Origin of the sequence: Mucilaginibacter sp. P19, from assembly GCF_050632265.1 — a bacterium.
Lineage (GTDB): Bacteria > Bacteroidota > Bacteroidia > Sphingobacteriales > Sphingobacteriaceae > Mucilaginibacter > Mucilaginibacter gossypii.
The window spans coordinates 1,276,450-1,292,021 of record NZ_CP192586.1 but is presented as its reverse complement, the minus strand read 5'-3'; the positions used below and the strand labels follow the sequence as shown (position 1 = coordinate 1,292,021).

The following is a 15,572-nucleotide window of genomic DNA, read 5'->3' as shown; positions in this document are numbered from 1 at the left end:
ATTTTATCAGGCGCAGTAGCATTAGTAATTACTTGTTTTAAATGATTTGATATAGAAAACAGCTTGTTTCGCGGCTTCCCCGGCGTTTGGCCGGTCGAAATCCTGATCGGTAGGCGTATCAGCATCCGGGAACCTTCTGATATCCCCGGTACGGAACACTATCCGGTTTACGCTTAGCACCGGGGCAAAAAACAGGCCTGTAAGCACATCTTTGCCGTTAACATTCACGGTGTAAAAGCGGGTATCAGTATTTAGCTTTATCACAATATGATATTGCGTACCGGCCTCATATTTCATGAAATTTTTGTTGCGATAGCCGGCCTTGGTCCTGAACTGACCGGCAGAATCAAGCGTAAGCCTGATAGCAGCAATACCTTTTTCATCCTGAAATTCAATATCCAGCATACCTGCATTGTTTTGCCCTGCAGTGATGGTGAAATCGGTCATTAATTTTTTAGAAACAGGCACAACACGTTCTGCTTTGGCAAAATCAAATGGGTCGCTGTCTTTTAGGGTTAGGGCTCGTTCGCCATCAGGTGACTTGTCGATAGCGGCAGGAGCCCATTGCGGGCTGTAAGTATTCCATTTTTCCAATTCCTTACCAACTGGCAGTTCGTTAAAGACCTCATTGGCATGCGCATCCGCTTTTTCGGTAACCGGCACCGGGATGGACGATACCCAGATATCCTCCTTGTTCATGCTGTAAGTAACCCAAAGCTTACCATCGGGCGGGGTGCCATTCCCCTCTTCAATGCCGCGTGTATATTGTGGCCCGTATGATTTATAAGCGCCGCCATAACGCATGGTGGTGATCTCGCCGTTAACTAACAACAGATTAGTATAATCCAATCCGTCTTTACTAACTGACAGAGCCAGCGGCCAGCGAAACTCCGAAGGATTATAAACCGTAGCGTATTTACCGTCGGATGTGCGCTGTCCCCAGATCTTGGCGTTGGCGGTTACAAAACGCGGCGCGCGGGCGGCATTTGCTGGCCAGGTTTTGCCGTTATCAGTACTGATAGCGGTAAGCGCGTATTTCCATAAGCCAACCACGCGGCCATCGGGTAAGTGATAAAAGTTAAATGCTTTATAATCTTTATGCAGCGGAATTAAGGGATCTTTCCTGTCGGTTTCCTCCACCCATTGCATCATCATCAGTGGGTTGGCCATCAGCTCATCGCAGGCCTGTACAAAACCTTTATCCTTACTGGTTTTGTAAAAAGGAAATGAGGTATTATTTTCGTTCCATTTTAGATTGTAATGGATAAAATAAATCGGCCCGAATTCGCCGTTTGGCAATACTTCACGCACTACACGGCCAATACCTAAGCCATCATTCGGATCATCACGGCCATCCAAACAAATCCCATAAAAGCCCAGTACCAGTAAGCGTTTTGATTTGGAAGTATAAAAACCCATACGCTGGTGCATTACCGAATACAGGTCCTTCGCCATACCTGGGTGTCCTTCTTTGGTAGTGCCATCAGGTATTTTATATTTAGGAAAAACTACTGTAGGTTTTGACCATGCGTCACCATCTTTCGAGGTCATGAGCAGGGTTTGGCCTGGCGGCAGGCTTTCGCCTACCTTATCGCTCAGGTATTCTACATAAAAAGTATTGTTCCAGTAGGCCAGCATAGGCGCATGGTTGTAGGTAAAACCAAACCCATCGGCAAGCTCCGGATGTTCACGGTTAGCCCTGAATATCTGCTTGCTGTGCACGCCTATCACCGGGCTTAACTGCCCGTGATGATAATCGACATTGACCACCGTATTGCCGCTGTAATGCACGGTATCCTGTGCACTGGCTATCCCGGCCATCGATATAAAAAACAATATGCTGATGAACTTATTCATGTTTAGCTGCTTTGGTTTGCCCGGCTGCCTGTAAAAGCTGCGCAAGCTGTTTTTTGGTAACCTTAAATATGGTGCCGTGCTTGTGCCCTACCGGTATGCTCACGCTATCGGCCAGGTCGGTAAAAGTTTTAAAGTCGGTTGTACGCATGGCGCCATATCTTTTTAAACGGTACGAATCATAATAAATCAGCCAGTTATCACCGGCTTTGGTCATGCTGGGGCCTTCACTGAAAGGTTCGGTAAATCGCGGAGTATAATTGCTATAAGGCCCCAGAGGATTATTACTAAAGGCCACGAGGATATTACGGTTAGGCCGGGTATTATCCTTCATCACCAGTGCATAATCATTTTTGGCCCGCTTTACGATCTCAGCATCAATTACGCTAAAACCCGGATCAAGGAAAAGCTGTGAGGGGCTGAAAGTTTTAAAATCTTTAGTTGTGGTGTAATACAGTCGGTGATTGTTATTTTCATCCTCGTGCCCTTTCGGGAAGCGGAATGGTACGGTTGAAGCCCAAACAATGATGAAATATTTGTTATCCTCGTCATAAAACAACTCCGGTGCCCAGGCATTCACCGCGGTGGGCTCATTAGCCATCACCTCAATGTGCTCTTCGGCCGACCAATGGATCAGATCGCTCGAGCTGGCATAGCCTATGCCTTTGTCGTTTTTCCAGCCGGTTGTCCACACCAAATGGTAAACCCCGTCGGGGCCCTGGACTATGGATGGGTCGCGCATGATCTTAGCATCGCCAACTTCCGGTTTAATGAAAATGTGGTCGATAGCATTCCAGTGGTAAGCATCATTACTGTACAAAAAGCGCAAACCTTCATTGGCCGGCTCGTGAAACGACGTAAAAAGGTACACGCTTTTACCGGCCTTGCATGAAAACACCAGCGCAATGGCAAATAGTAAAGTGATATGTTTAATTCCTTTGTTCACTGTTATATCGCGTCAATAATGAGCACCCAGTCGTTACCATTTGATACTTTGCCGGGTGGCTTAAATTTTATTGTTTTAGCTTTCGCGAAGGTTCCGATAGCCGTAGTTTGCCCGTTGCGCGGGTTAAACCATGATGCTTTCAGCTTCGTGCCCTCCAGTTTATCAGCGTTGATATTGATCTCGCGGCCGGAATAGGTATAAACAAAAGCATAGCTTTTTCCGCGGGTTGCGATCAGCCTGTTGTACTTTACGCCGTTGTTACCGGCGATCAATGATTGATCAGGTACACGATCAAGGTACGGGCGTGACAGCATCAGCTTTTTCAAATAAATCATCTGCTTTGCTCCCGGATCATTAATTGAATTATACCAATATCCTTTGGAACCATAAGCGCTGTCTTTATCGGTGGGCTTATGCATTTGCATCACGTCATTATCGCCATACGTATATCCGCAACCTCCAGCAAAAACCGACCAGTAGCCGTAACGCCTCACATCGGCAGCTGCCCAACGGGGTAGCTTGGTATCGTGTAATCCGTAAGGGATTTTTTCATACGATGGCTCCGCATCAAGCGTTGGTTTTATGGGTGATAGATTATAGTCTGTTTCTACATAACGCCAGTTATCTTCGCCGTATCTTAAATCTTTTTTAGAAGTATCCTGCGCATAAGTACGATGGCCGGATTGAAAGCAATTGAAGCTTAACCAGTTTTCATTATGAAACCATTTTGATGATTGTGTGCGGCCGCGCGGATGGTAAGTTATCAGATGTGTGCCATCAACATCATGTAAAGTATTACCAATAGCCTTCCAGGTATTCAACGAATCAGAACCTGCTATGTCGCCGCCATTCATCCAGATCACATTTGGACTGTCGCGGTATCTTTTGGCTAAAAACTCAGCGTAAATTTTTGCCTTTTCCGCACCGATATGACTCTCTTTTACAACAGATCCCCAAACCGGCACCAGGGCTACGTATAAACCTTTTTCGGCGGCTTTGGTGATGATCCAATCAATATGGTCCCAATAATCATATTCGTTTCCTTTGCCAAAGGTATTGCCGGGAGTTGTTTTTGGTAACGCGATATTTTTATTACTTAAGGCTGAATCGCCGTAGGCGTTGGTTTCTTTAATGCTGTGCACTACCATTACCTGAATCACATTAAAACCCTGTTTGCTGCGGACATCAAGGTATTGCTCGGCCTCTTCCCTTTTCAGCTTAGAGAACAGTAACCAGCCGGTATCACCCAGCCAAAAAAATGGCTTATGCCCGGCCATGAAATAGCGGTGGTTGGTAGATATGCTTAAACGCGGAATGGTTGTTTCATTGCTTTTAAATGCGAAGAACAAACAGGCTATGGCAATTAGTATGATAGATTTTTTAAGCATAATATAGTAAAAATCAAAAACCGGCTGTCATTTCGACGAGACAATTGGGAATGTGCGGTTGCGTGAGGAGAAATCTTATACGCCCTACTTTACAACATCCATTACAAATCTGGATGCCGTATAAGATTTCTCTTTCGCCCCTGCGCTCAACCCCTCTGCTTTATCGAAATGACAATTTCTTTTAATTAAAATATCACCAGTTCAAGCGTCCTTCCCTTGAACTATAACCGAAGTAAGCGTCCACGCTTACATTCCATTCATTTTTCGTCCCCTCAGGGTCTCTCGGAGAGGGTCCTGAGGTTTCCAAAGCTCCCCTCTTGAGAGAGTAATAGCCCATCAAGAGGCAGTAGCCATTTTGTTAATTAAAAAGTTAAACACCTGGTTATTGCCTCTATTGTTATATTTAAATGTGAACTCATTCAGGTATGATTGCAAATGTCTGAGCGATACTTTATGGTATTGACCATATATCCCCCGTTTTAACAATGTCCAAAAGCCCTCAATCGTATTGGTGTGATACTCTCCCCGGGCATACTCTTCTTTTTCCTTGTTTAATACCTGATGTTCACGGAATATTTTATTTAAACCGGCATATCCACCAAAGCCGTCCGTTACAATAGTAGCATCTGTGCTCACTGATTGTTCAACAATGGGTTTGAGCGTTTTCCCATGTGCCTTATCTATGACCTGAAGCTTTAGACGGCCATCCCGCTCCAATAACCCAATCACGGGCTGTTTATCCTGCATGCCGGTGACCTGCAAATTATTATCGCGCCTTTCCTGCCGCTTTTTCTTTGAGTGATTGGCTTTTTTACCACCTAAATAAGTCTCATCTACCTCAACAATACCCTTAAACAAACCGCCATCCCCGCCGTCCCGCATGGCTTCCCGTATCCGCATCTGCAAATACCAGCCTGTCTTACGATTGCATCCCAGATCCCTGCTTAACTGACGTGCAGATAACCCCTTTTTCGCATTCAGCATTAATGAAATAGCCAAAAACCATTGCGGCAAAGGAAGTTTGGTGCCCTCGAAAACAGTGCCGACCAAAACGCTATAGCTGCGGTTACAGCTATTGCAAATATGCCGTTGGCTTTCCTGGCGCTTGCTGCTCCGTTTGCTGTTGCAATACGGGCATTCTGGCAATCCTTGCCATCTTAATCCTTCAAGATAGTCTATGCAACTGGACTGATCTGGAAAACGCTTAATCGTCTCTATGATATTCATTATCATAAATATACAAATTATTCCTGCCTTTTCATGGGCTATTACTCTTGAGAGGGGGCGCGTTGGGCTGAGCGTTGGCAGAGGTGTGTTTCGTCAATATTCATTGCCGCTTTGTAAACACACCCCTCCGCCCCTCTCAAGAGGGGAATCGCGCAAGCCCCCTTTTTATTCCTTTATTTAATTACGGTTCAACCACAAAATGGCAGCCCCGTTCCCATGTCCTTTTATTTCTGTATTACCAGCACCTTTCACCGTTTCTTCACCCGGCAAAAGCTCACCAGTTTTAGGGTCGATCCATTGTGCTTTGTAATTGACACCAGCCGATAAATTAAGGTGAATATCACCGCCATTACTATAAACGATATATCCTTTTGATGAGACTAAGCCCCATTGATCTTTAGGCGAACCCGGCAGCTCGGCAGGTTTCATACCGCTTGCATCGGCTAAAAAAGCTTTATTGGTATTGGCAGGAAGGACCGGCAATGATCCGCCTGCAATAAATACCGCCCAACCAAAACGGTCGTAATCATCGGCAGAAAATAATACTGCTTTATCCGGGTATTTGGTACGATACTCATGTACCGCACGGTAAACCTGCTCAAATGATGCCGCCTTTGGTTTAAAGATCCGTGCTTGCTGGCGTGGGGCCAGGCTTTGACCTCCGATGGGTTCATAAGCCGTTCCATTAGCCTGGTAGTACCAGTAACGGATATCGATCACGTTAATAACCGTAGCCGTTGCCGGGTTGGCAAGGATAGCATCCTGCACATCTTTTGTAGCGCTTAAAGCGATAATCTGTTTCTTTTTATGCGTGGCTTCCCATTGCTTAATGGTTTCTACCCAAAACTTCATGAAATGCAGCGGACCGGTAAATTCCGATCCAATCTGTTGGATCACCCCGGTATTACCTGCAAAGTTGTCCATACATTTATTGATGTAGGCAATGTGAAGCTTACGCCTTGCCGGGTCGGTTTCGTCATAAAACTGCTCAGCCATAAACTGGCGTTTGTCGCCGGCATAAGGTACAGGCTCCGGGAAACCGGTGCCGTTAATATTATTTGCCGTGCGCCATGGAAAATCGGTATAGTGCGCCCCAGCCTCAATAATATTGTGCTGAAAATAATTTTGGTGAACCAATACCAAACCTTTCTCATCGGCCAAGTCAGCAAATTGTTTCAGGCGATTCCAGTACCAGGTATTGTATTTGGTCAGGTCGTATTTGCTTAAGCCGTCGTAGGCCAGTTCTTTTCCGCTCCGGGCAAAAGGCAGTTCATAAAACGGAGCCCAAACATCGCCGTCCATCCGGCGGATACGCTCGTGATCATCGCGGCGGCGATCATACCACAAGCCGTAGTTATGTTCAAAAACTACCATATTACCTTTCTGCATCCAGTCGGTTACCGCGTTCAGATCATCCGTTAAACCGGTGCCGGTTTGGCCGGGTACCCAACGGGAAATTGCTGGTTTGGCCACCGTTTCTGTATAATCGGGATGAACAGTACCGTTCCACCATGGGGTTTCAAAATGCCTGCCTGCTAATACCACATTACCACGGGTTAACCATCCGTTGGTAACCACCATTTTGGGTGCTAATACTGTAGGTGCAGCATTTTTATATCCTATTTCATCAATAGTCTTGGCACCAGCCGATTCTGTATTGATAACATTTCTTTTAGACGATTGATCTATCCAGTTACTGATTGTAACAGCAGGTTTGCGGGCGGCGGCCATTAATTCGGCTGCCTGTTCAACCGTTGGGCTGCTTGAAGGTTCGGTGGCAGGATACAGGATATCGGCTTGTTTGCTTACATCCTTATTCAACCTGTTAGCCAGCTGTGTATAATAAAAACTTCTTGGGCTGATAGTACTGTTGGAGGTGCTCCAGTAACCGTCGCCGGCGAATTGTGCCCAGGTACCAAAAGCCCAGTTTTGGGCAGTTGGCGGCTGATAGCAATCCACACGGGCTGCGGTACAATTCCAAAACAAACTGTTAGCCGCACTCCATCCGGCACCTTGTCCGTCCTGCCCCCGGTTCATATAACTTAAGGGCTGCCCATCGATATTGGCGATATCAAACAAAACGCCTGAGGCCCAACTGTCGATGCCACCGCTAAAGCCCAGCGAACCTACCGCCATACATTGAACAAAAGCGTTTGGCCCCGGCGCGCAATACCCGGTAGCAAAATCATGAAAGCCCTGTTCGGAATATAAACGCTGAAAAAGGTTTTGCCCGCCCATAGTCAGGAATGTGTTACGGCGCTGCCCCCTATTTCTGAAACAGGCGCGAGCGATTTACAATCCTCAACCGTTACCCGGTTTCCGGTAACACCAACAAATACTGCCGAACCTGCAAAATGCTCAAAGGTTACCTGGCGTACCCAGGCATCGCTAACATTTTCCATTGTGATAGCCATCCAGCGGTGGGCTTCATCTTTTGCGTTTGAAGCATCGTAAGCTGATTGCAGTTTTAAGTTTTCGATCCCCACTTGCACAATTCTGCCGGACCATTGGTAAGAGGCTATCAAACCACCGCCGTATGCAGTATCCAATGCTGTTGTTAAAGGTGCGTCAAGGGTTATGGCATTGCCATCTACTGCTGTTACCTTACGGTCCCAGTAAATATCCCGTTCGCCGGGTTTCCAGGCCAGGGCTGTTAAATCGCCACCAAAGTGATCGGTTTTGATGGTACTGATCCAGGCCTGTGTGCTCGGGCGGTGGATCAACACTAGGTCGCCGATTTTTAGGCCTGCACCTTCAGCAATGTGCAAAGTGTTGGCATTTACCGGTACATAGGCGTCGGTAATTTTAAGTTCTTTGGATGTTTGCCGGTCATTTTTACCGGTAACATGAATAAAGGTTTCCCTGTCGGTACCGGCTGCAAATAATGTGGTGCCGTTGGCGCCCATGCCGCTACCGCGCAAAACAACGCCGGATGCGTTAATTTTGAGACTACCATTAACCTGGTATGTACCCTTGTTAAGCAATACTGCGCCACGAAAACCATCTTTATCGGCAGGTAATCCGGCTACATAATCTAAAGCGGCCTGGATCCTTAATGTAGCATCGCCTACTTTTACGGGCACTACAACTTTAACAGGTATAAATGGAATTGGCTTTTCAGAAGCCATATATCCGCAGTACGAGTAATCAGGAATACGGTCGCCATTTGGCGCTGCAATGTAGTTTAGTTTGCCGTTTTTATCGGCTGCAACAGGTGGTTGTGGTTTAGGGGCTTTTTTCTTATCCTGTGCAAATAAGGGGGTATGCAAAAGCATCCCCCCAGTCATTAAACCAACCCAAATATAAATCCTTGTAAACCTCAGTCCCCGCATTATACTGTCTTTATTATTTTAACGAAGCCAATTTCTTTTCGCCTTTAGCGGCTACTGTATTTAAATATACTTCGATATTGGTATAACCACCGCCATTTTTTGCAGGCAGGGCCGAGTCGTTACCATCTTTAGGGTTTAGGCCATGAGCTGTTTCCCAACTATCGGGCAAACCGTCATTGTCCGAATCTTTGTAAGGCGTGCCTTTATATTCAGGATAGCCACCAACCTGCCATGGAGCAGTGATGATGCCCAGTTTGTACGAGTCTTTAGGTAATTTACGCACTTTAAACTGGTAAGCAGTATCGGTGTTCATTTCTTTATAAGTTATTTTACCGGTACGTACCTGCTCGGTGATGCGCACATCAACCGGATCGCGTTTTGGCAATGTTGCCCCGGCATTAGCGATAACAAATTTAAAGGCATCCTTTGCCGATAGGATAGTCATCGGAGGCATAGGGAACGGAACATCCGATTTCATGTAATCCTTGTACTGACCGGCGTCAGGCAATTCTTTGCCACCAGGGCCTTCAACCTGGATGCCACCGTTCCACGCATCTTTGGTAACTTCGGGATAACCTTCCATAATGTTACCTGATGCATAAACGCGACCGAATACTTTTTCTTTCAGCTTGCTCCTGCCCGATTCCGGTTTCAGGATGCGGTGACCAACGGGCTCATCTTTTGGTGTAACAGGACCAGGTTTAAAGTAGTTATTGATCACATTGTAATTGGTAGTATAATCGCCGCCATCCATTGAGCGGTGGTGCCAGTTAAATACCACATTGTTTACAAAGTTGTATACGCCATTCCAGCCAACAGATGGGTTACGACCGGTATTATCTGCCCAAAGGTTACGCATTAATGAGCTGTTTTCGCCGCCTGTTGTTGAACCGAAAGCGTGGTTCCAGTAATCCAATGATTCTGAATAGATACAGTTTTGGATAGTGATGTTCACGGTACCCAGCTTCTCTTCTTTCGAGCCATCACCCGGATCAAACATATGGCGGTACATCGAAAAGTTTTCGTCCAGTCCCCAGCTTGCAGATACGTGATCGGCAATGATGTTACCCACCGGGTTGCCACCCAAAGCATCATCACGGCGGCCAACATTGGTTTCGCCGCGGCGGAAACGCATATAACGGATCACAACATCATGTGTATTAACCCAAAATGATTCGCCTGCAATACAAACGCCATCACCCGGAGCAGTTTGGCCTTCAATAGTAATATACGGAGCCCTCACGATAATTGGTGTTTTGATGCGGATAATGCCCGCAACATTAAATACCACGATACGCGCGCCGCCTTTTTCGCAAGCTTCACGCAAAGTACCAGGGCCATTATCTGCCAAACTGGTAACTACATACACCTTACCGCCACGGCCGCCAAAGGTAAACTTACCACCACCTTCGGCACCCGGAAAAGCCGGGATCTTGGCCTGCGGCAAATCGGTCGGGCGTGCAGCCCATGGTACGTATACTTTGCCACGGCGCTGATCGGCCTGGATAATGGGCAGGGCAACCGCCCATGCTGAATCTGAACGACGGGTAGCCTCTTTCATCAAAGCTTCACTCTCTGCTTTAACCTTCTCCGGCACTTCAGGGTATTGGGCAAAAGCCGGTTTAGCTAAACCCAATGCCGCTGCTACTAAAAATAAAGCTGTGTGTTTTTTCATATTTGTATTCGTAATATTCTTTTGTTAAATGGTTAGCAGGCACCCATCGTTCAATTAATTTATTATTGAAGCGGATCAAACGGCCCACCCCAGGTGTTATTTTGCTGTAAATTGATATTATTTAACAATGCCGCCGAAGGGATGCCGAAAAAGTAATCGCCCGACTGAACCGCAATGTTATAAGAATCCATGGTTTTAGTTTTAACGGTGAAAGATGAGCTGTACAAGGCATCCAATGATGCAGCTGCTAAAGCATCTCTTGTACCGGTAAGATAATCTTTACCGCTTGCGTTGTTATTAAGGGTAACTGTCAAACCTGTTCTTTTTGAGCCATTCAATGTGCTTTCGAGCAGTTTACGGCGGCGAAGGTCCCAATAGCGTTTACCTTCAAACGCAAACTCAATTTTACGTTCATTCATGATAGCGTTGATCATCTGATCAGGGCTCATGCCTGCATCTAAACCGTAAAGGTTATCAGCACCAGCTTCAATACCCGCGCGTTTCCTGATGGCGGCAATATTGGTATAACCGGTAGTTACGTTGCCTAAGGCGGCAGCACATTCGGCCTGGTTCAATAAAACTTCGGCATAACGGATCTCCATCCAATCTGTACCAACATATGGTGTATTTGCCACACTGACATTAGGGTCAATAGCTTTGCGCAGGTAGAAACCTGAGCCTGTTGCTGATGCCGGTTCAGTGGTTTTAACACCGGAACCATCCGCTTTATTGTAATAAAAGTAAGTCCACAGGCGATAAGAGCTATTGCCGTTTATAGGCCAGTTACAACCGTTGTAGGCAATAGTTTTGTTAAACCTTGGATCGCGGTTATCAAAAAACTTTGCATCATCATATGTATACTTTAACGAGGTACCTGGTGCTTTTCCGTCAAGCATCGGGTATGATTTTACAATATCCCAGGTAGGTTGATTGGAACCGCCTTTAGTACCTAAATAGGCCGGACGAGTCGCGTTATCATAGGTATTGTTATTCTGGTTTTGATCAGTTGATGATGTGTTAAAACCTGTTATCAAAATTGCCTCCGGATTGCTGCTGCTTTCGGTAAACCACATGTTATCATAAGATGGGTTTAGTCCATAGTTGTTGGCAGTAAGAATCTGCATTGCCTTATCATTGGCATCAGCAGCTGTTTGCCAGCGGGCCGCATCATTGCTGGGGTTAAACTGAGGACTTGCATACGTTAGCAACACCCTTCCTTTAAACGCAGCAGCAGCAGCCGATGAAATACGACCGTAATCGCTGCCACTCCATTTGGCGGGCAGATATTTTATGCAGCTGTCCAGATCGCTCACAATTTGTTTAAAACATTCTGAGGTTTTGTTACGAGGCAAAAGCGCCGCGTTTTTGGCGTCCTGGCCAATAGCATCCAGCGGTTTTAATACCAATGGAACACCTCCATATAACCTTACCAGGTCAAAATACCTGAAAGCCCTCCAAAAATAAGCCTGTGCTTTATACCTGTTTTTGGTAGAGGCAGGCAAGGTGCTGGCGTCGAGATCCTGCAGGGTTTGGTTAATGTTACGGATCCGGCCGTAGTTATTGCTGATATTCACCGAGGTACCGATGTCACCAACAGTTTCGATGGTAACCGTGCCTTTTACGTATGCGTTATCGCTGTAAAATTCTGTCGCATTTGTCGCCCCCGCTGCCAATAGCGCCGCCGGTATCGCCAAACCAGCCAGGCTGGTTTGCTGTATACAGGTAATTGATGTTTAAAATAGCCACCGTTGAGTCATTAAAAATCTGACCGGGGGTGCTGTGTGTAAGATCTTCCTTATCAAGCACTTTTTTACAGTTTGTAAACAGGGCTGATACGATCAAAGCTGCAAATATGGTTTTAAATAATTTCATGTCTTTCAAAGTTTAGAAGCCTAAGTTTAAACCAAAAGATACTGTGCGTAAGTTGGGATATGCCCCAAATGGTGATGAAATATCACGATAATGTTCGGGGAACGGGTTTACAAAGTTGATTGGGTTTGTAGCTACCACATACGCCCTTATGCTTGACATGCCGAGCCTTTTGGTGATGGAAGCAGGCAGGGTATAGCTTAAGTTAGCACTGGAGATATTCCAGGTGAAGGGGCTAACAAACCAAAAATCACTTGTAGCACTCACATCGTCCGAGTAATAAGGGTCGGGATATTTAGCATTTGGATTAGATGGGGTCCAGTGATCGGCCCAGAATACAGGCCTGTTCTGGTTAGCAGTAGCTTGTTTAATGGCCGCGCTCTCAATTGATTGGTTGCCACCCCAGCTCATTCCCATAACCACATTTAAGCTTAATGTTTTATACGCACCGCCAAAGTTCAGACCAAGATTGTAGTGGTTTGATGATTTCTTACCTAAATAAAACTGGTCGTTGAGATCGTTTTGTTTGATAACACCGTCGCCGTTTTTGTCAACGTAATTGATCATACCAGGTGAAGGCACGTAACCAAAAATCTTAACGTTTTGCGCGCCACCGGCTGCTGCGGCCCTTTCTGCAATGATCGCGTCAGCATCGGCTTGTGTACGGATGATACCGAGTGATTTGTACCCAAGTGTTCCCTGATCGCTTGATTTACCGGTCAAATCCTGAATGGTACCCACCTGCGCTGCAGCGATATCGTATTTAATGTATTTATTATCGCTCCAGGAAAAGAACGGGCTAAAATTATAGCTAAAATTAGAACCAATTTTGTCTTTCCAACTTACAGAGATCTCGTATCCGAAAGTATTGACGATACCGTAATTTTCGGCAGATGGCGCTGCACCTATAGTTACAGGAACTGAAGTGTTCAGCGATGCAAGCATATCATAGCGGTGCTCCCAGAAATAATCGGCCGAAACTGATAAGCGGTTACCCAGGAAAGCGGCATCTAAACCGTAGTTTGTTTTCAGGTCGTGGTCCCAGGTTAAATTAGCATTCGGGATAGCGATATTTAGCAATGCGCCGAGGCCCCTGTCGCCATTGCCGCCAAAAACAGCACCACCTTTGTTGCCGGTACCAAACTGGTAGTTAACCGCGTATAAGAATGACGGTGTATTATCAGAACCCAACAAACCTACCGAACCCCTGAATTTCAAAAGATCAACAAAGCTCACTGATTTAAAGAAGTTTTCTTTTGAAACTACCCAGCCTGCTGAAGCCGAAGGGAAATATCCCCACTGGTGGCCCGGTGCAAAGTTGGTATTAGCATCCGCCCTCATGGCCAATTCAACCAGGTATTTATCGGCGTAGGCATAATTTACCCTGCCTGCAACAGCTTTACGGCCATATTCCTTCACCATTGTGGCCTGGTTTGACGATTGATCACCGATGGTGAATGTCTGGTTATCTTTTCCGCCTACAATTACACCGTCGGCCTCAGCCGCCACACCTTCGCTGTATGATTCATATTGCTCATACAAGGCAAGGGCTGTAATTTCATGCGCACCAAACCTTTTGTGGTAAGTAAGATTTGCATTGAACTGGTAGTTATCGGCCATTGTTGGGGTAAGACGGACCCTATCCCCATTTTTTATCGCTTTTACACCTACCACTGTTCCTCCGGGAATATGGTTATTGTCGCCTTCGCCCGAATATTGGTTATAATAAAACGTTGAGCCATATTGCTTGTTAAAGGCGTTATTAAGATTACGGTTGTAGCTTACATTGGCAGTTAACCCGCTAATGCCCGGAATTTCGTAACTCAAATTGGCTAAACCATTAAATACAGTATTATTGTTACTTGTATAGTTATTGGAATTTTGAACAGCAAAGAAGTTAAGGTTATCATTATTACTGGTTCCTAAATATACAGGGTGCCCGTCGATAAAATATTTTTGCCATGGTGGTGCCTGGTTAAGCGACAGAAAGTCGTTATCCGGGCTTTCGCTGGTGCTTGAAAGTTTGTACCAGTAAATTTTGCTTTTAGCAAGGTCTTCGCTCAATGACAATGACAGTTTTAAACCTTTCGCCACTTTTGCATCAACACTGGCCCTAAACCCGAAGCGATTGGTATTTACCCCTTTAAAGTTAGAGTTTTGGTTAACATAGTTAGCACCTGCAAAATAGGTAACCTTATCATTACCGCCGGTTATGCTCAACGCGTTCCTGCTGGTTACTGCCGGTTTAAATGCCTGCTCCAGGAAATTCTGGTTATTAGCTTTAAAATACTCAAGCTCATCAGGCGTATAATATTTTAAGTCTTTATTGCTTAAATCGCCGTTGATATAACCTTCGGGTGTTATGGTGTGGTTATACCTGGTTTGCTCAATATCATTCAAATAGGTAGCCATTTGAAAGCCCGACATCATTTTAGGAAGCTGAATTGCATCGGCAATACCTACTGATGAACTGAAGCTTACCTTTGGCCCGCCGGCCTGGCCGCGTTTGGTTGTTACAACTATAACGCCGTTCGCGCCTAAAATACCGTATATGGCAGCGGCTGCATCTTTCAATATCGAAATATTTTCCACCTCGCTTTGATCAAGCAAGTTGAAATCTGCTTCACTACGTTGTACACCATCAATAATGTATAATGGTGTTGTACTACCGCCATTCTTTGCCAAAAAAACGGGATTGCGGATAGTGATTGTTCCGCTTTGGCCTGGCCTTGCAATACCACCGGTAACACTTACCGCGGCATTGGTTCCGCGTAACGCGGCAGCAAGATTAGTGGTTGGGATATCCTGGATGGTTTTCATATCCACCGCGGCAACAGCACCTGTTAAGTGGACCTTCTTTTGAGTACCGTAACCTACTACCACAACCTCATCGAGGGCATTTTGTGATGGTAGCATTTTAAAGTCGGCATTCATTTCGCCAATTTTCAGTGTTTTTTCCTGGTAGTTGTATCCAAGAAATTTAGCCCCAACTACAATGGCCTGCAGGTTAGTAGCCTTAATTGAATATTTACCATCGGCATTGGTGATAGTACCTGTAGTACTGCCCTTTACCTGGATGGCAACCCCTGGCAGCGGAGCACCTTTTTCGTCCGTAACCGTACCTGTTATATTACGGTCCTGGGCTTTTAGCGCGCTGCCTAAGCACAGCAACACCGAAAGTAAGAGGAAAAGTTTTCTCATAAACTTGATAATTTAATTTTCATGATCAGGTTAATTAATTGGTATAATTGGTTTGCCCGGCTAAAGCTTATTTCATGATA

The 15,572-nt window shown here is 45.7% G+C and carries 10 protein-coding genes; all 10 read right to left on the bottom strand.

From position 1 onward, the window contains the following. Positions 1 to 21 precede the first annotated feature (21 nt). Positions 22 to 1,857, bottom strand: coding sequence for a six-hairpin glycosidase (locus ACQ86K_RS06160; RefSeq protein ID WP_091162950.1), 1,836 nt, complete (start codon positions 1,855 to 1,857; stop codon positions 22 to 24). Next, positions 1,850 to 2,800, bottom strand: a complete 951-nt coding sequence (locus ACQ86K_RS06155; RefSeq protein ID WP_256337336.1) for a glycoside hydrolase family 43 protein — start codon at positions 2,798 to 2,800, stop codon at positions 1,850 to 1,852. The genes ACQ86K_RS06160 and ACQ86K_RS06155 overlap by 8 nt, the downstream gene beginning before the upstream one ends. A gap of 2 nt (positions 2,801 to 2,802) precedes the next feature. Then, the gene (locus ACQ86K_RS06150) at positions 2,803 to 4,188 is read right to left on the bottom strand and encodes a glycoside hydrolase family 140 protein (RefSeq protein WP_091162949.1); all 1,386 of its coding nucleotides are present in this window, start codon (positions 4,186 to 4,188) and stop codon (positions 2,803 to 2,805) included. Positions 4,189 to 4,524: 336 nt separating this feature from the next. Then, a complete protein-coding gene (locus ACQ86K_RS06145) occupies positions 4,525 to 5,415 on the bottom strand; it encodes an IS1595 family transposase (RefSeq protein ID WP_189549506.1) in 891 nt (296 codons plus the stop codon). A 177-nt stretch (positions 5,416 to 5,592) separates the two neighbouring features. After that, positions 5,593 to 7,653, bottom strand: coding sequence for a DUF6298 domain-containing protein (locus ACQ86K_RS06140; RefSeq protein ID WP_431200006.1), 2,061 nt, complete (start codon positions 7,651 to 7,653; stop codon positions 5,593 to 5,595). Between the two features lie 2 nt (positions 7,654 to 7,655). Next, positions 7,656 to 8,690 (bottom strand): hypothetical protein, encoded by a 1,035-nt coding sequence (locus ACQ86K_RS06135; RefSeq protein WP_431200005.1) that lies wholly within the window; start codon positions 8,688 to 8,690, stop codon positions 7,656 to 7,658. A gap of 70 nt (positions 8,691 to 8,760) precedes the next feature. Beyond that, positions 8,761 to 10,422 carry a polysaccharide lyase gene (locus tag ACQ86K_RS06130; protein ID WP_091172323.1) on the bottom strand — a complete coding sequence of 554 codons (1,662 nt, stop codon included), beginning with the start codon at positions 10,420 to 10,422 and terminating at the stop codon, positions 8,761 to 8,763. 62 nt (positions 10,423 to 10,484) lie between these two features. Continuing rightward, positions 10,485 to 12,116 carry a RagB/SusD family nutrient uptake outer membrane protein gene (locus tag ACQ86K_RS06125; protein WP_431200004.1) on the bottom strand — a complete coding sequence of 544 codons (1,632 nt, stop codon included), beginning with the start codon at positions 12,114 to 12,116 and terminating at the stop codon, positions 10,485 to 10,487. Next, positions 12,052 to 12,294, bottom strand: coding sequence for a hypothetical protein (locus ACQ86K_RS06120; protein ID WP_431200003.1), 243 nt, complete (start codon positions 12,292 to 12,294; stop codon positions 12,052 to 12,054). The genes ACQ86K_RS06125 and ACQ86K_RS06120 overlap by 65 nt, the downstream gene beginning before the upstream one ends. A 12-nt stretch (positions 12,295 to 12,306) precedes the next feature. After that, a complete protein-coding gene (locus tag ACQ86K_RS06115) occupies positions 12,307 to 15,492 on the bottom strand; it encodes a SusC/RagA family TonB-linked outer membrane protein (RefSeq protein ID WP_431200002.1) in 3,186 nt (1,061 codons plus the stop codon). Positions 15,493 to 15,572: the final 80 nt, after the last annotated feature.